13 protein-coding genes are annotated in these 17,475 nt (G+C 39.7%); 11 read left to right on the top strand and 2 right to left on the bottom strand.

The window, feature by feature from the left end:
* Positions 1–10 precede the first annotated feature (10 nt).
* The 5 genes from NYE65_RS26840 to NYE65_RS26820 all read left to right on the top strand — a co-directional run bounded on the left by NYE65_RS26840 (position 11) and on the right by NYE65_RS26820 (position 5,105).
* A complete protein-coding gene (locus tag NYE65_RS26840; protein WP_340862292.1) occupies positions 11–631 on the top strand; it encodes a bifunctional 2-keto-4-hydroxyglutarate aldolase/2-keto-3-deoxy-6-phosphogluconate aldolase in 621 nt (206 codons plus the stop codon).
* 12 nt (positions 632–643) lie between these two features.
* Positions 644–1,720, top strand: a complete 1,077-nt coding sequence (gene uxuA, locus NYE65_RS26835; protein WP_328178128.1) for a mannonate dehydratase — start codon at positions 644–646, stop codon at positions 1,718–1,720.
* The gene (locus NYE65_RS26830; protein ID WP_328178127.1) at positions 1,717–2,553 is read left to right on the top strand and encodes an SDR family oxidoreductase; all 837 of its coding nucleotides are present in this window, start codon (positions 1,717–1,719) and stop codon (positions 2,551–2,553) included. The genes uxuA and NYE65_RS26830 overlap by 4 nt, the downstream gene beginning before the upstream one ends.
* 158 nt (positions 2,554–2,711) lie before the next feature.
* Positions 2,712–3,713 carry a LacI family DNA-binding transcriptional regulator gene (locus NYE65_RS26825; RefSeq protein ID WP_340862291.1) on the top strand — a complete coding sequence of 334 codons (1,002 nt, stop codon included), beginning with the start codon at positions 2,712–2,714 and terminating at the stop codon, positions 3,711–3,713.
* 150 nt (positions 3,714–3,863) lie between these two features.
* A complete protein-coding gene (locus tag NYE65_RS26820) occupies positions 3,864–5,105 on the top strand; it encodes an MFS transporter (protein WP_098936588.1) in 1,242 nt (413 codons plus the stop codon).
* Positions 5,106–5,173: 68 nt separating this feature from the next.
* Here the strand turns inward: NYE65_RS26820 and NYE65_RS26815 are convergent, their stop codons facing one another.
* Positions 5,174–6,043: an AraC family transcriptional regulator gene (locus NYE65_RS26815; RefSeq protein WP_057277503.1), complete on the bottom strand. Its 870-nt coding sequence runs from the start codon at positions 6,041–6,043 to the stop codon at positions 5,174–5,176.
* Positions 6,044–6,241: 198 nt separating this feature from the next.
* On the opposite strand from NYE65_RS26815, the gene NYE65_RS26810 reads away from it, so the two are divergent.
* From NYE65_RS26810 to NYE65_RS26795, 4 genes are all read left to right on the top strand, one after another.
* Complete coding sequence (locus NYE65_RS26810) at positions 6,242–7,747, top strand: UxaA family hydrolase (protein WP_340862290.1); 1,506 nt, start codon at positions 6,242–6,244, stop codon at positions 7,745–7,747.
* Between the two features lie 44 nt (positions 7,748–7,791).
* A complete protein-coding gene (locus NYE65_RS26805; protein WP_340862289.1) occupies positions 7,792–8,805 on the top strand; it encodes a zinc-binding alcohol dehydrogenase family protein in 1,014 nt (337 codons plus the stop codon).
* 62 nt (positions 8,806–8,867) lie between these two features.
* Positions 8,868–10,355 (top strand): tagaturonate reductase, encoded by a 1,488-nt coding sequence (locus tag NYE65_RS26800; RefSeq protein WP_340862288.1) that lies wholly within the window; start codon positions 8,868–8,870, stop codon positions 10,353–10,355.
* Between the two features lie 321 nt (positions 10,356–10,676).
* Positions 10,677–11,381 carry a TerC family protein gene (locus NYE65_RS26795; RefSeq protein WP_095679524.1) on the top strand — a complete coding sequence of 235 codons (705 nt, stop codon included), beginning with the start codon at positions 10,677–10,679 and terminating at the stop codon, positions 11,379–11,381.
* Between the two features lie 189 nt (positions 11,382–11,570).
* Here the strand turns inward: NYE65_RS26795 and NYE65_RS26790 are convergent, their stop codons facing one another.
* The gene (locus tag NYE65_RS26790) at positions 11,571–13,052 is read right to left on the bottom strand and encodes an aldehyde dehydrogenase family protein (protein WP_340862287.1); all 1,482 of its coding nucleotides are present in this window, start codon (positions 13,050–13,052) and stop codon (positions 11,571–11,573) included.
* Between the two features lie 492 nt (positions 13,053–13,544).
* On the opposite strand from NYE65_RS26790, the gene NYE65_RS26785 reads away from it, so the two are divergent.
* Both NYE65_RS26785 and NYE65_RS26780 read left to right on the top strand, forming a co-directional pair.
* Positions 13,545–15,377, top strand: coding sequence for a sigma-54-dependent Fis family transcriptional regulator (locus NYE65_RS26785; protein ID WP_340862286.1), 1,833 nt, complete (start codon positions 13,545–13,547; stop codon positions 15,375–15,377).
* A 243-nt stretch (positions 15,378–15,620) separates the two neighbouring features.
* Positions 15,621–16,766: a histidine kinase N-terminal domain-containing protein gene (locus tag NYE65_RS26780; protein WP_340862285.1), complete on the top strand. Its 1,146-nt coding sequence runs from the start codon at positions 15,621–15,623 to the stop codon at positions 16,764–16,766.
* The last annotated feature ends 709 nt before the right edge of the window (positions 16,767–17,475 follow it).

The following is a 17,475-nucleotide window of genomic DNA, read 5'->3' as shown; positions in this document are numbered from 1 at the left end:
GGCAGGATTTATGGAGAAACATTCAATCATTCATCGAATAAAGGAAACGAAAGTTGTAGCTGTTATCCGGGGCCAGGATGCAAAGGAAGCGGCACAACTGTCTAAAGCAGCTGTGGAAGGCGGTGTTCGGGCAATAGAATTGACTTATACAACACCGGGAATTGAAGAAGCTTTCAATGAACTGCAGAATACGGATGCACTCTTAGGAGCAGGATCGGTACTTGATTCTGAAACGGCTCGACATGCGATTTTAGCTGGTGCCAATTTTATCGTCAGTCCGTATTTTGTCAATGGAGTAGCCGAACTTTGTAATCGATACGGCATTCCCTATATGCCTGGTTGCATGACAATCAAAGAAATGGCTACGGCAATGGAAGCAGGTTGTGATGTTTTGAAGTTATTTCCGGCAAACCTTTTTGAACCTTCTTTCATCAAGTCGGTTAATGGTCCATTGCCTAATGTAAGAATCATGCCAACCGGCGGAATTAATTTGGATAACATGAAAGACTGGCTGAATGCAGGTGCGGTAGCAATCGGGATCGGCAGTGACTTGAACAAAGCCTATCAAAATGGCGGCTATGAAGCAGCAGTGGAATTAAGCGGAAAATATATGCAAAAGATTGCGGAATGACGGAGGTGCATGATGAACATTACATTTAGATGGTATGGGAAAGACAATGATACCGTTACATTGGAGCACATTAAACAGATTCCTGGTGTGAAAGGAATTGTTTGGGCACTACACCAAAAACCTGTTGGTGAGGTATGGGAAAAGGAAGAAATTAAAGAAGAAATCGAATATATCCAATCATTTGGTTTTCACACGGATGTTGTAGAAAGTGTAAATGTCCATGAATCGATTAAATTGGGTAACGAAGACCGCATGATATATATTGAGAAATACAAAGAGACGATCCGAAATCTCTCGGAAGCTGGAGTGAAAGTCATTTGCTATAACTTCATGCCGATTTTTGATTGGACTCGTACGGAAATGTTCCATCCTTTGGAAGATGGCTCAACTGCCCTATTTTATGAAAAGGCGAAAGTGGATACGTTAGAACCGCAAGATTTGATTCGTACTGTGACGGAAGCTTCCGATTTAACTTTACCAGGTTGGGAACCAGAAAAGATGGATCGAATTTCTGAATTATTCGAAGCTTACAAAACTGTCGACGAAGAGCAGTTATGGGCGAATCTTGAAATATTCCTAAAAGAAATATTACCTGTTGCCGAAGCTTGCGGCATTAAAATGGCTATTCATCCGGATGATCCGCCATGGTCCATTTTTGGCTTGCCAAGAATCATCACCGGAGAATCGAGCTATGAAAAACTGATCTCGATTTCGGACTCACCGTCGAATGCATTTACCATGTGTACTGGATCGATGGGGGCAAACCCTGAAAATGATATGGTCCAAGTGGCTAAAAAGTATGCAAACCGTTCGCCTTTCTCCCATATTCGAAATGTGAAGATTTATGAAAATGGTGACTTTGTGGAAACATCCCATCATACCCAGGATGGATCCATCAATATACTGGGCGTCGTGGAAGAATTGAATAAGCAGAATTATACTGGTTATGTCAGACCAGATCATGGCCGCCATATTTGGGGTGAAGATTGTCGCCCAGGTTACGGTTTATATGACCGAGCATTGGGCATCATGTATTTGCTCGGATTATGGGATGCATATGAAGCTGGTAAATCAGGTGGGAAATCATGATTCCCATCCATGAAAACTTATCAAATAGGGTGGCAGTGATCACTGGAGGCAGCGGTGTTTTATGTTCGAAAATGGCTGTGGAATTGGCCCGTCATGGTATCAGGATAGCTATATTGAACAGATCGGCCGAAAAAGGGCAAGAAGTGGTCGAACTCATTGAACAAAAAGGGGGCACTGCGATATCCATAGCAGCAGACGTTTTGGATAGAGCCTCATTGGAGAATGCAAGAGGAAAAATAATAGAAGCGTTCGGAAGAGTGGATCTATTAATAAATGGAGCGGGAGGCAATCATCCTGATGCCATTACAGCTCCAGAGAAATATGGGGAAGAAGCGGAAGGGAAATCCTTTTTTGATTTAGATGAAAATGGTTTCTCCCAGGTTTTTTCCAGTAATTTCACCGGTACATTTTTGGCCAGTCAGGTTTTTGGGAAAGAGTTATTGCAAGTGGAAGCACCGGTTATCGTAAATGTATCTTCCATGAGTGCCTACGCTCCGATGACTAAAGTGCCAGCATACAGTGCGGCCAAAGCTTCGATAAATAATTTTACGATGTGGATGGCTGTACATTTTGCCGAAGCAGGTTTACGAGTGAATGCCATTGCTCCGGGATTCTTTTTGACGAAGCAAAATCGGGATCTTCTGCTTAATGAAGATGGCAGTCTGACTGCAAGGTCTAATAAAATCATTACTTCAACACCCATGAAGCGTTTTGGGCAGCCTGAAGACTTACTTGGAACGTTGCTTTGGCTCGTTGATGAATCCTACTCGGGCTTTGTCACAGGAATTACGGTACCGGTCGATGGTGGTTTCATGGCATACTCCGGCGTCTGAATTCAGCTCCTATAAAAAGGCAAACAAGTTAACGTGATAAATTAGTTCCATGGTATGGGAATTGACTTTTTTACTGCATCAGAAGGTGATTGTAAAGCTTTACTTATTATAATAGAATATTCCTTATATATTGAAATCACACGACAGGGATGAATGAAATGAAAACCATTACAATTACTGATGTCGCCAATCACGCGAAAGTATCAAAAAGCACAGTTTCCCAATACCTGAACAAACGCTATGAATATATGAGTGAAAAAACCAGGAAAAAAATTGAAGAAACAATCGAAGAGTTAAACTATCAGCCTAATATAATAGCGCGCAGTTTAAAACAAAAATCCACTTTTACCGTTGGGGTAGTGGTTGCCAATATCCTTCACACGTTTTCAACGCAAGTTATTAGAGCGATAGAAAACTACTTTTATGAACAAGGGTTCCATATTATCGTATGCAATGCGGATGACAATCCTGAAAAGGAAAAGAATTATATTGAAATGCTAAGAGCTAAACAAGTGGATGGGATCATCATTTTCCCCACAGGGGACAATCTTGATTTATATCAACGGATGAAGAGTGATCAATTCCCGATTGTATTCATGGATAGGACAATCCAAGAATTGAATATTGCTACAGTCATGCTCGATAATCACCTTGCTTCCAAGTTAGCGATCGATCGGTTTATTGAAAAGGGTTTTGAAAACATTGCAATCATAACCACTTCAATAATACGCGATATCAGCCCTCGAATCGAACGGATCCAAGGGTATAAGGATTCACTCGCGTCACATGGGATACCAGTCAATTCTGAATATATAAAAACCGTGAATGCAGATGAAATTCCGCTTGCGCTTTCAGAATTTTTCGAATTGGAAAAGCCGCCTCAAGCCATATTGGCAGGAAATGATATCGTACTTAATGAAGTATTGCGTTATATGAAACAGCATGAAATCCATATACCTGATGACATAGCGCTCATAGGCATCGATGATGTACCATATGCCAGTTTCTATACACCGACCATCACAACGGTTAATCAGCCAGCCATTGAAATGGCCAACTTGGCAGCGGAGTTACTGCTTAGTCAAATCAATAAAACAGGAAAAGAGGATACAAGCGTGCATCGCTTGAAACCGACTTTGCTTACAAGGAATTCTTGCTAAAAATGGATGTAAGATTCCTGTAAAAAAGGAAGCGCTTTTTTACAGGAATTCTAAACCGATTTAGTTAATGATCTTTAGGTTTTACTCTTGGTTATTAAAACGTTTCCAAAAATGCTTCTGCATTTACAGAAATGTATAGGGGGGTACTTTATGTTTTCAAATGGTAGAGGAATGGTTATCGTATTCTTGTTCTTGGCAGGCGTAATAAATTATCTGGACCGATCTGCACTGTCCATTGCAGCTCCGTTCATTCAAGATGATTTATCTTTAACAGCCACACAGATGGGAATTATCTTTAGTAGCTTTTCCGTTGGTTATGCCGTATTTAACTTCCTTGGAGGCATGGCGTCCGATAAATGGGGAGCGAAGCTTACGCTTTTCGTGGCGATGATCGTTTGGTCTTTATTCAGTGGTGCGCTTGTACTTGCTGTCGGTTTTGCCAGTATGATCGTCATTCGTATCCTGTTTGGGATGGGCGAAGGCCCTCTTTCGGCAACCATCAATAAAATGGTGAATAACTGGTTCCCTGCAAATCAACGGGCATCTGTCGTTGGTTTGACGAATAGCGGGACGCCGCTCGGTGGCGCCATTGCAGGTCCGATAGTTGGATTCATTGCCATCTCTTATGGATGGAGAGTTTCTTTCATTGCCATAATGATAATTGGTCTTATATGGGCGATTTGCTGGTGGAAGTTCGTTAAAGAAAAACCAGAAGAGTCAAAGGAACAGAAGCATACAGGAAAATCTTATGTAGCGGCAACATCGGAAGGGAAATTGAAATTCACCTTCTATTTAAAACAAAAAACGGTTTTATTTACAGCTCTAGCCTTTTTTTCTTACAACTACATCCTCTTCTTTTTCTTAACTTGGTTCCCAAGCTATTTGGTGGATGCACGCGGGCTAAGTGTAGAAAATATGAGTATCATTACAGTGATTCCTTGGATTTTTGGATTCATCGGACTAGCTTTGGGTGGATTCGTGTCGGATTTCTTCTATAAAAAATTCGCACAAAAAGGTGTTTTATTCTCACGTAAGCTAGTGCTAGTAACATGTTTGTTCTTATCGGCGTTATGTATCGGTTTTGCTGGACTTGTATCCACAACAGTCAGTGCAGTAACGCTTGTCGCACTTTCCGTCTTCTTCCTATATTTGACTGGTGCCATTTACTGGGCCATCGTCAACGATGTCGTCGACCCTGGTAATGTTGGTTCTGTTGGAGGTTTTATGCATTTCTTGGCAAATACAGCAGGAATCATCGGACCGACGTTAACAGGATACATTGTCGATACCTCAGGCACATACACAGTTGCATTCTTGCTTGCAGGTGGATTGGCAGTTGTTGCCTCACTAGCGGTCATCCGTTTTGTACGACCGATAGTAAAGCCTGCGTAATAGATTGTTAGAATGGAAGTGTCTCCCAAGTGGAAGACACTTCCATTTTTCATTTGTATTAGGCATGCCTAGCGGATCCTATTTTCTTTTCGAAATGTAGCTGGTGTCTTTTCATTGTATTTCTTAAAGGTACGATAAAATTGGGGCATGCTTTCAAAACCACACATTTCGGCAATATGGGCAATGGTGTGATTCGTTTCCAGTAAAAGTTCCTTTGCCTTGATGATCCTTTTCGTGTTTAGATACACGACTAACCCAATTCCAGTCGTTTCCTTAAAAACCCTGCTAAAATGTGCGGGACTGACCAATGCTTTTTGTGCAAGTATCGTCAGCGTCAATGGTTCATCCATATGTTCATTAATATAGATCAGAATATCTTTCATCCATTCTGAACTATAGCTCTTGCCCTCGGATAATTCTTGTTTGCCATTTATCCGGATACGGTATAAATCAAGTATGATCTGATGAACGGTCAGCAAACAAGCATGCCTCGAGCCCATCGATCGGCTATTCGTTTCTTGCAGGATGAGTTCTAGCTGTTCTTCCATCTTAACTTGTTTCTTTTGCGGCAATGATATTTTATAATTCTTACTCTTTTTTGTCAGATCAAACAAATGTAAATATGAAAAAGAATCATCAACCATATCTTTATATATTAATGTGGGACTGAAAAAGATAATGGTGGAGGTAACAGGGTCGTCCTTATTCGGTAAAGCCCTATGAATGGTATTATTCGGGATCAGGAATACATCCCCTTGCTGCATATCATAAAACACATCACCGATAAAAAAGGTCCCTTTACCGTTATAAACATAAACAATTTCATAATGGTCATGCATATGATCGGACAATTCATTCTGGGGACTTTTCGTATCTTGATAGACAAAAGAAAATGGGAAGAGTAAATCATGATTTAATGCATTATGGATTTTTTTCATTTGTTCATCTCCTGAAAGTATAATACAACAAGAATGAGTATATTTATAGCAAAATACGCAATTAATATTTCAAAATTTGATGTTAAAATTAATAGAGGATTTGAAAATTAAAAAAATTCAAGGGAAAAATGAAAGGGCTTTCGGAATGGATTGACGTTACCTTTAGAACTTCTTCACTCATGATAAGGAGGGAACAAAATGAATAAATTTGTTCAATTGCATTCAAACGATGATGTTGTTATTTCCTTGGAGGGGATTCAGAAAGGACAGAGCCTCCAGATTCAAACAAAAGATAGGGGAATGATCCATATCAAGGCACGTGATGACATTCCTAAAGGGCATAAAATGTTAGTGAATCCGGTTAAGCGAGGGGAGGACGTAATCAAATTTGGCTATTCGATCGGAAAAGCTAAAGAAGATCTCCCCATTGGAGATTGGATTCACACCCACAATCTGACATCCGGTTTGCATGGCATATTGGATTACTCCTATCAACCTAGCAGACAAAATACAAAAGAACCCAGTCAAAATCATACCTTCCAAGGATATATCCGTGAAAATGGGGAAGTGGGTATCCGGAATGAAATCTGGATCATCAATACGGTAGGCTGCATCAATAAAACATGTGAACTTCTCGCCAAAATGGGCAGTGAGCAATTTAAAGATCGTCAAATCGATGGAGTTCATCACTTTTCCCACCCCTACGGTTGTTCTCAATTGGGAGATGATTTGACCCATACGCAGAAACTATTGGCAGCCTTGGCTCAACATCCAAATGCAGCAGGGGTTTTAGTTGTAGGATTAGGGTGTGAGAACAATCAAATCGAAGCATTTAAAGAAGTTATAGGCGAATTTCCCCCAAGTCGGATTAAATTTTTAAAAGCCCAGGAGGTTCAAGATGAATTGGAGAGCGGCTTACGTTTAATGGGGGAACTAGTGGAATATGCGGAAGGGTTCATACGCCAGAACGTACCAGTTTCAAAGTTGAAAATAGGCTTGAAATGCGGTGGTTCCGATGGTTTTTCAGGCATTACTGCTAATCCATTGGTTGGTGCGGTTTCCGACTTAATTGTGGAAAATGGCGGGACCACGATATTGACAGAGGTTCCTGAGATGTTTGGAGCGGAAACGATATTGATGAACAGGGCGAGGGATGAAGAAACCTTTAAGAAAATCGTTGGCCTTATAAATGATTTCAAACAGTATTTCATTCGCCATGATCAAGAAATTTATGAAAACCCTTCACCTGGAAACAAGGAAGGCGGCATAAGTACACTGGAGGAAAAATCACTTGGATGTACACAAAAAGGGGGCCATGCCACTGTAGTGGATGTAAGCCCATATGGACAACGAGTAGAGAAGCATGGTTTGAATTTAATCAATTCTCCTGGAAATGACCTGATTTCGGTGACGGCTTTGGCAGCAGCCGGCGCACATATCGTTCTATTCACTACGGGAAGAGGAACACCATTCGGCGGACCGGTGCCAACTGTAAAAATAGCCACGAATTCGGATTTAGCCGATCGTAAAAAGCACTGGATTGATTATAATGCCGGACGGTTGATAGAAGGTCAAAAGATCGATGAATTAAAGGACGATTTATTCCATTACATTCTTGAGCTTTCATCCGGTAAAAAGAAAACGAATAATGAAAAATTCGGATATAGGGAGATTAGCATCTTTAAAGAAGGTGTCATTCTCTAATAGTACAAGGTTTCTATTAAGCTATAAAAAAGGAGTGTTAATCAGTGAAAAGTATCGTTTGTGAACAACCTTTTGAATTTAAGATGATACAGTCGGAAAAACCCGTACCAAACTCAGGGGAAGCTTTGATTCGTGTGCGGCGTATAGGTATATGCGGTACGGATATCCATGCCTATGGAGGCAATCAACCCTTTTTTAGCTATCCCCGAATACTTGGCCATGAATTATCCGGTTATATTGAGTCCATACCGGAAAATGAATCTGGGCTTAATGTCGGGGATCAGGTATCGATCATCCCCTATATGGAATGTGGAGAATGCCTGGCTTGCAGAAGTGGAAAAACGAACTGCTGTACGGATATGAAAGTGTTGGGTGTACATGCTGAAGGCGGCATGAGTGAGTGGATTACGGTTCCTAATAATCATTTGGTGAAAACAGAAGGTCTCACACTTGATCAATCCGCAATGATAGAGCCTTTAAGTATCGGGGCTCACGCAGTTAGGCGTGCCGCTATTCATAAAGACGAATTTGCACTAGTAATTGGTGCTGGTCCCATTGGTTTGGGAGTCATGGCATTCGCTAAAGAACAGGGTGCGAAGGTGATCGCAATGGATGTAAATGATGAACGCCTTGCGTTTGCTGGCAAATGGGCAAATGTCGATTATACTTTGAACGTTATGGAGAATCCAATGGAGAAATTGGCCCAATTGACGAATGGTGATATGCCAAGCGTGGTATTTGATGCGACAGGTAATGCTAAGTCAATGATGGAGTCTTTTAAATATCCTGCTCACGGCGGAAGATTGATTTATGTAGGTTTAGTTAAAGCGGATATTTCCTTCAATGATCCTGAATTCCACAGTAAAGAGCTTACATTGATGGGAAGCCGCAATGCAACAAGGGATGACTTTGATTATGTCGTGAATACGCTGAAAAATGATTTGTTGGATATGAGCCAGTATATTACACACCGCACACATATGGATGAAATGATCAATCAATTTGAAGGATGGTTAACTCCTGAAGCTAAAGTGATCAAGGCGATTGTCGAAATATAAGCAGTATGCTGTTAAATCGCACTCTGAATTGGATATTTCAATAAGAAAGGAATTCTTTGATCATGAACATAAATAAAAGTCCAATAAAGCGTTTGAGTAAAGATACAAAAGCTGTCCAATCCTCACATAAAATGGATTTCCCCATAAAAGTATTGCAGATTGGTGAGGGGAATTTTCTTCGGGGCTTCTTTGATTGGATGATTCATGAGTGTAATAAACAAGGTCATTTTAAGGGAAGCATTGCAGTTACCCAGCCTCGGCCCGCCGGGAAAGGGAAAATAGAGGAAGTGAAGCGGCAAGATGGACTGTATACATTAATGTTACGTGGTTTTCACCAAGGGAAGAAAGTGGAACATACAGAGATCATTTCCGTTTTTTCAAAGATAATTGATCCATATGAAGAATGGATGGAATTTTTAGCACTATCAGAAAATCCTGAATTGGAATTTGTAGTTTCCAACACGACTGAAGCAGGACTCAAATACCAGCCGATTCCTTTGGAAGAAGGAAAGCCGATGGAATCTTTTCCAGGAAAGCTGACTGCTTTTTTGTATCATCGCTATCTGCATTTCAACGGGGATGCGAAAAAGGGACTGATCATACTTCCATGTGAGCTTTTAGAGAGAAATGGTGATTCATTGAAGCAATATGTTCTTAAGCATAGCAGGGATTGGGATTTACCTAAGCCATTCATGGAGTGGGTGGACCGGGACAACCTATTCCTAAACTCGCTTGTAGACCGTATCGTTACAGGATTTCCAGCCAATGAGTCGGACACCCTATTTGCTGAATGGGGATACAAGGATACTCTGCTAAATACGGCAGAACCCTACCATTTATGGGCTATTGAAGGTGACCCTTGTATCGATCAACGTCTTCCTTTACAACAATCCGGATTGAATGTGCATTGGGTAAAAGATTTGACACCTTATCAAATGAGGAAGGTAAGGATACTTAATGGTTCACATACCTTGTTGGCTCCTTTAGGCATTTTGTCTGGATTGGAAGTAGTAAAACAGGCAATCGATCATCCGGAATTCAGCCAATTTCTAAGCAATGCCATCGAAAAGGAAATAATTCCTTCATTACCTTTTGATCAAAATGAGATGATGCAATATGGGGAAAGTGTTCTTGAGCGATTTAAGAATCCTTTTGTACATCACCTCCTGGCCGATATCTCGCTGAACAGCATTTCGAAGTTCAAGGCTCGTCTCCTTCCTACCTTAGAGGAATATCATGAGGCGAAAGGCACGCTGCCCGATTGTATCGTAAGAGGTTTTTCGGGCCTGATCCGATTTTATAGGGTTAATGAAATGAAGGGGAGTTATATTGGTAAAAGCTTTGCGGGTAAAGACTATGTCGTTAAAGATGATATAAAGACAATTGAATTTTTCCAGGAACAATGGCTTCGTTATGATAAAGGGGAAGTCCCGCTTAGACAATTGATAGAGGCAACCTTAAGTAATCAATATCTATGGGGGAAGGATTTGAGCGATATCCCGAACCTAGGAAATGAAATATGCCAATATCTAGAAGGGATGATCGACTAAAATATCCGTTGAAAGGATATGGACAAGGTTAAGTTCATGAATAACATTACTATCTATTATTTTTTTCTTTATTTTATTTGTATTTTTGGTATACTGAATTAGTGATATTTTTTCTTGGTAGTTTCCTAATGGAAAGATATTAAAAGAATTACATATTCTTTATTCCCGTGAAGGGGAGTAGCGTCAGGGATAACCTGAAATAAAGTCGTCATTACGTGGAAATCCCACCGGCTTTATTGGCCTAATTCATTTAGTGCTTAGCGAGACCTTTGCCATTTATGGCAGAGGTCTCTTTATTTTTGTAAAAAGGAGGAATTTGTGTTGGATTTTTTAACAGGTGAATTCATTTCAGGACTTTTAGCGATCATTATGATAGATTTGGTTCTAGCCGGTGATAATGCGATCCTTATTGGATTGGCTGCAAGAAAGCTTCCAAAAGAACAGCAAAAAAAGGTGATAATATGGGGAGCGGTCGGGGCAATAGTGATAAGGATCATCGCAACGCTGCTAGTTGTTTGGCTATTAGAGGTGCCAGGACTGCATTTAATAGGGGGATTACTTCTTGTATGGATTGCTTATAAGCTCCTTATCGATGAAGAAGAACATGATGTGAAGCCTGCAGACTCGATGTGGGCTGCCATAAAAACCATCATTATTGCAGATGCATTGATGGGATTGGACAATGTCCTAGCTGTTGCAGGTGCTTCTCATGGTAATTTCATTTTAGTGGTGATCGGTTTACTTGTATCAATTCCAGTAGTGATGTATGGAAGCACTTTGATCCTGAAACTGATCGAACGCTTCCCATTCATCATAATAATTGGTGCGGGAATACTAGGCTGGACAGCTGCTAAAATGATCGTAGCTGAACCTTTCATGCACGACTACTTTGCAAATCCCTTCATTAAATATGGATTTGAAGCGATAGTGGTGATTGGAATCCTGTTTGCCGGGATTTCAAGACAGAAAAATATCGAAAAAGAAAAAGCAAACAGAGAAAAAATGCAAATCGAACGTAATGGATAATCGATAAGAAGAGACCTTTCTGATGAAAGGTCTCTTCTTTTTGTCTATGCCATATAAGTACAAAACAAGAAAAGGGACGTACCAAAGTCCGCACTTTGGTACGTCCTTTTGCGAATTAGCAAACGATAACATGCACTTCAATCATGATATCTTAGCCAAATGAGCATTTGGAGCGTTCACTCTGTTATTTTAGTTTAAGTTAATCCAGACACTTTTGACTTCCGTATAATTATCCAAAGCATAACTGCCCATTTCCCGACCGATTCCACTTTGTTTATACCCGCCAAATGGAGAAGCTGCATCAAATGCGTTATAGCAGTTTACCCAAACTGTACCTGCTTTTAATTCATTAGCGACATAATGGGCTTTTTTTACATCTTGTGTCCATAAACCTGCAGCTAATCCGTATTCTGAGTTATTTGCACGGTTTATCACATCATCCAAATCGTCGAAAGGCATCGCAGCTACAACAGGACCGAAGATTTCCTCTTTAGCGATTGTCATTTGGTCTTCAACGCCTGCAAATATTGTAGGAGTTACAAAATAACCCTCTCCTTGTCCGTAATTGCCTCCGGTAACCACTTCAGCTCCTTCAGACTTTCCTTTTTCAATATAACCGCCGACTCTTTCCATTTGTTCACTGGATACCAAAGGCCCTATCTGGGTAGATGGATCAAGACCGGCCCCTTGTTTAATGTTTTTTGCATGGGACACTAAGTCTGCTACCACGTTATCATAGGATTTCTTTTGAATGTACAGGCGGGAACCGGCACAGCAAACTTGTCCTTGATTAAACATGATGCCCATTAAAGCTCCAGGAATGGCTTTACTCATATCTGCATCCGGTAAAATGATATTAGGTGATTTCCCGCCTAATTCCAACGAGATTTTTTTCACGGTTCCCGAAGCTTGGCGCATGATCATTTTCCCTACTGAGGTTGAACCGGTAAAGGCAATTTTATCGACATCAGGATGATCTACAAGCGGTGACCCTGCTGTTTCACCAAATCCTGGTATGACATTGAGAACGCCTGGAGGAAAACCTGCTTCAAGCGCCAATTTTCCTAAATATAAGGCTGAAAGCGGCGTTTGCTCCGCTGGTTTTAAAACGATCGTACATCCGGTGGCAAGGGCTGCGCCTAATTTCCATGCGGCCATAAGTAGGGGGAAATTCCAAGGGATGATCTGACCTACCACTCCAACCGCTTCATGACGGGTATAATTGAAGTAATTCCCAGCAACAGGTATTGTTTGTCCTACTATCTTAGTGGTCCATCCCGCATAATAACGGAAGTGATCGATTGCAAGGGGGACATCGGCATTAGTGGTTTCGCCAATTGGCTTGCCATTATCCAGGGTATCCAATTGCGCTAACGCCTCTTTATGTTCCTCCATGAGGTCCGCTAATTTATAAATGAGGCGACTGCGTTCAGATGCACTCATTTTTTTCCAAGGACCTTTGTCGAACGCCGTACGTGCTGCTTTGACTGCTTTATCTACATCTTCCGGACCCGCTTCACTCACAACCGCTAAAACCTTGCCGTTTGAAGGATCGAGAGTCTCAAAGGTTTTTCCTGAAGCAGCTTCCACCAATTCCCCATTTATCAAAAGCTTTTTGGTGCCCTTCAAGAATTCTTGCACACGTGGATTGAGTTTAATAGTTTGTTCCATGTATAATACCCCTTTTCAATTGGATTATATGTTCGATATCTGTTTGGACAATGGCTCTAAGTAAAAGGATCAGACATACTATTATGTTTTTTTCCAATTCCCTTTGGCAGACTTGCAGCGATTCTGACTATCTTGATTTCTTTCTTACCCCCCTTTATTAAAAAGAATCAATATCTCGACATGTAATTATGCAAGACTGATGCCATAACAAAAAACCGATGAAATCAGTTAAAAAGGTGGTGGAGGGAAAAGGGAAGGTGCCTTACTGTTCCGTATTGGAACAGGCAGGTGTTCCAATATGGAACAAAAAAGTTTAATAGTTCACATAAGCTTGTGTTCATTTTGGTGGATATCTGAATTTTCTGTTATAATTAAATTGAAGGAACGAACCCTGAATGCTCTGAAACTTTGGATCACTTAGAGTTTCATTAATGAAATTGAATAAAAAACAGAAGCCGATTTACTTGATTATACATACGGGAGGATTATTCAATGTCTGTTAATATAAGCGCGGATAAAGGAACCATACCGGCATTTATTCAAGAATCATGGCAGCGGTGCATTTCGAAGGGACTTCAGCCAAGCATGATGGAAAAGGAAGATATGCTTGGTGCTTTTGAGTTGGCCGAATACCACGATCGATATGCGGAACTTCTGTACCATTCTTCTCCCATTTTAAAAGAAGTTTATCATTCGATTAATGGTTTGGAGTCCATTTTATTACTTGCTGCTCCTGAAGGATATATCATCGAAACAGTTGGGGATCCAGCTTTCATCCGCCATGCAGATAATGTTTCCTTAAGAAAAGGGGCCAATTGGCTAGAGGAATCAAAAGGAACAAATGCAATAGGAACAGCCATAGTGGAGAGGAATCCTGTATTGATTCATGGCAGTCAACACTTTCATCAGGATAACCATTTTCTTACTTGTGCCGCATCACCCATTTATCACCCTGATGGGCACCTGCTTGGTGTTTTGAACTTAAGCAGTCATCAACAGAATTATCATCCTTTTTCCATTAGCTTAGTTCAGAGGGTGGCTGATAGCATCAAACAATCACTCTTGTTGTCCCATACACAAAAAAGGGAGAAAAACCTTTATTTTATATATGATTCATACCCTGATCCGTTAATTACCCTAGATAAAGAAGGGAAAGTTACAGATCTCAATTCAGCGGCGTCAGATGTTATCGGCACATTGGAAAAACCGGTATCGAATATTGTATCAGGAACTGACCCACTCGTTTTAGAACGGAGGGTTTCAATCAAAGACCAGGAATTCTTGGTTCAAACCCTTGGCAAAAATATAGAACATCAATCATCCGTGATCGTACGGTTAAAAAAACAGAAATTGATTGATGGATTAACAACCAATCGTTATCAATTTACCGATATAATAAGTAATGATCCGCAAATGAATCAAACCATATCCATTGCTAAAAGAGCTTCAGCGCTGGATATCAGCTTGCTAATCACTGGAGAAAGCGGAACGGGAAAAGAACTGTTCGCTCAATCCATTCATGGGTATAGCTTAAGAAGCGATAAGCCATTCATCGCCATCAATTGCAGCGCAATTCCAGAAAACTTATTGGAAAGTGAGTTATTTGGGTATGAAAAGGGTGCCTTTACTGGAGCAAAAAGCGGCGGGCATAAGGGGAAGTTCGAAGCTGCAGATGGCGGAACCCTGTTTTTGGATGAAATCGGGGACATGCCGCTTCAAGCTCAAGCGTCTCTGCTCCGTGTGCTTCAGGAACGATGCGTGACGCGTGTCGGCGGACATGCTTCCATTCCAATCGATGTCAGGGTCATTGCTGCCACCAACAAAGACTTACAAAAAGAAATGGAAGCTGGAGAATTCCGTGCAGATTTATTTTTCCGCCTTTGTGGATTATGTTTAAAACTTCCAAATCTGAGGAGTCGTAAAGATTTATTGCTCTTAGTAGAATACATTTTAGCGGATTTACCTTATAAGAGCGAACATACTGAACTGACAGTCGAAGCTAAAACATTCATTTTGGGATATTCGTGGCCAGGAAATTTCCGTGAATTGAAAAACGTTCTCGGACAGGCTGCTTTCCTAGCTGATAAGGGCCCGATTACAAGGGACATGCTTGTGGCACTTTGTCCTGTTTCTTCCATTACAAATGAGGAAGGGGCAATTGCCGATCGGGAACCAAGAAACTTTCAAGAACAAGAAACCCAGCTTATCAGAAATGCATTGGAACGAACAGGTGGAAATATCAGTAACGCCGCGAAACAACTCGACATCGGCCGAAATACGCTTTATAGAAAAATGAAAAAATATGGAATCAACTTTCAAAAGTAAGAGTTCCTTAGTATATAAAAAAACATGTATGATAATTTTTCTTTTAAAATCTCTCAGATTCCCGACCTGATTTGGTCGGTTCTTGTTATTGCAAGTAACTATATGCGAACATGCATACCTAGTCTCCTTATAAGCTACATTTCACTACTATAAATAATGAAGTGCAGGAAATCAAAATCTCATATAGAATGATGTTATTGATATAGTATCTAAATTTCCGTAAGGGGATGTGTGGTCAATAGTATGAAGTTGTCATCTGAACATAAGAAGTATAAATTTGTATTGATCCAATATTTGGAAGAAAAAGAATCTGAGTTTTTAAATGAATGGAACGAGACTATTAAGATTAATGAAATAGATCCCTACAAAGAAAAGATTAAAGAAAATGGTTATGGAATGTACTCATTGGTGATCCAAACGTTCAAGGAAGTACTATCTGAAGATTTGCTAATTAAATTGGCTTACCAGGTTGCAAAAGAACGTCTTGAAGCGAATATCAACATTGGGGATTTTCTATATAATATCAATTTGGGGAGAAATATCATAATCAGAAATCTTTTTGGGGCAAATATCCCGATTCATTATATGCAGAAATTCATTAATGACATCAACTTGCACTTTGATACGTTCAGTTACCATGCAGTAACGAGATATACGAATCTTACAAATGAAGTAATTGAGGAAAAAAAGTCTTATATAAGTGAAAACCACAAAGATAAATTAGCGGTATTGGGCCAGATATCATCAAGCTTTGTACATGAATTTCGAAATCCTCTTACAGCTATCATGGGGTTCAATAAATTACTGAAGAGGGAGAATCCGGATTTGAAATATTTGGATATCATTGATTATGAGTTAAATCAGCTGAATTTCAGGATAACCCAATTCCTCCATACCTCTAAATCAGATTTTAATGAGGAACAAAGAGAGGAAATTTCAGTGTTAAAGCTAATTGAAGAAATTCAAGAACTGACTTATGCAAATATTGTGGATGCCAGTGTTAATGTGGAAATAGATATTTATCCAAACTTCGCCATGACAGCGAGCAAGGATGGGTTAAAACAAGTGTTCTTGAATCTTTTTATAAATTCGATTGATGCCTTAAAGGATAAAGAACATCCAAGAATTTTGAGGATAAATTCTTTAATCGAGGCGAATGAGAGAATAATTAGAATTTCAAATAATGGACCGGCCATTGCCAGTGAATTGATTGAATCTATTTTTGAACCCTTTGTCACGACGAAAGAGTTAGGAACGGGAATTGGGTTATACGTATGTAAAAAGATCATTGAAAGTAATGATGGATATATGAATTGTGTCTCCAATGAAAATTTAACCACATTCAGCATCCATTTCCCTAAAGTCCAGAATGAGCTTCAATGGGTATAATACATATCATATAGTGACTTTTCATAAAGTAAAATAGTAAACATATCGATATTTTTCGAAGCATGTACAGATTTTTGATTAATAGGAAAGGCTGTTTCGGATCTGCCGGTATTACATAAAATCATTCTCAAGAAAATAAATATATTTGGAAGATGCAAAATCATAATTTGGTTTTTGGCATCTTCTTTTTATCTCTGTTATTTTTCGGTATGTAAAGGTGTCGAAATCTAAAATGAAATCAGTTAAATTGTCATTTTTAATTCAATTGTGAATCAAAAAGGGTCAATAATTAATATATGAATCAAAAAATGCATTTATGATGCAACAATGAATCGTTTTTAATCCATAACAGCGTTAAACCCTAATTGAATAACTATCCTTTTTTTGGCATGGATATTGCTTTTATTTTATATAGGTATGAAATTTTAATGAGAGAGGGTGCTTTTATAAAAAAAGAAGATAGAGGAAAGAAAGAATAATAGCTGGTTATTTTAAATAAAAGAACTTCACTCAACAAAAAGCGAAAGTGAAATATCAACAAGTACCATTGTACGTTCCGTGTAATTCATTGAGGGGCTGATGGTAGTAAAGAGATAGTATAAATAGAAATGCATTACCGGTTAATAGAATATACGCTGTTCAATATACATATAACGATTGTGAATTTGGCCTCATGAAAACGAATGATGAAACGGGAATAGGACTGTTA

It is taken from the genome of Peribacillus sp. FSL R5-0717 (assembly GCF_038002945.1).
Lineage (GTDB): Bacteria > Bacillota > Bacilli > Bacillales > DSM-1321 > Peribacillus > Peribacillus frigoritolerans.
Note: the sequence above shows the minus strand (reverse complement) of the source record. Positions and strands in the feature narration are given on the sequence as shown.

What these genes read in the sequence shown, in the direction of transcription:
- NYE65_RS26840 (WP_340862292.1), top strand. Translation starts at nt 11, where the DNA reads ATGGAGAAACATTCAATCATTCATCGAATAAAGGAAACGAAAGTTGTA.
- uxuA (WP_328178128.1), top strand. Translation starts at nt 644, where the DNA reads ATGAACATTACATTTAGATGGTATGGGAAAGACAATGATACCGTTACA.
- NYE65_RS26830 (WP_328178127.1), top strand. Translation starts at nt 1,717, where the DNA reads ATGATTCCCATCCATGAAAACTTATCAAATAGGGTGGCAGTGATCACT.
- NYE65_RS26825 (WP_340862291.1), top strand. Translation starts at nt 2,712, where the DNA reads ATGAAAACCATTACAATTACTGATGTCGCCAATCACGCGAAAGTATCA.
- NYE65_RS26820 (WP_098936588.1), top strand. Translation starts at nt 3,864, where the DNA reads ATGTTTTCAAATGGTAGAGGAATGGTTATCGTATTCTTGTTCTTGGCA.
- NYE65_RS26815 (WP_057277503.1), bottom strand. Translation starts at nt 6,043, where the DNA reads ATGAAAAAAATCCATAATGCATTAAATCATGATTTACTCTTCCCATTT.
- NYE65_RS26810 (WP_340862290.1), top strand. Translation starts at nt 6,242, where the DNA reads ATGAATAAATTTGTTCAATTGCATTCAAACGATGATGTTGTTATTTCC.
- NYE65_RS26800 (WP_340862288.1), top strand. Translation starts at nt 8,868, where the DNA reads ATGAACATAAATAAAAGTCCAATAAAGCGTTTGAGTAAAGATACAAAA.
- NYE65_RS26790 (WP_340862287.1), bottom strand. Translation starts at nt 13,052, where the DNA reads ATGGAACAAACTATTAAACTCAATCCACGTGTGCAAGAATTCTTGAAG.
- NYE65_RS26785 (WP_340862286.1), top strand. Translation starts at nt 13,545, where the DNA reads ATGTCTGTTAATATAAGCGCGGATAAAGGAACCATACCGGCATTTATT.
- NYE65_RS26780 (WP_340862285.1), top strand. Translation starts at nt 15,621, where the DNA reads ATGAAGTTGTCATCTGAACATAAGAAGTATAAATTTGTATTGATCCAA.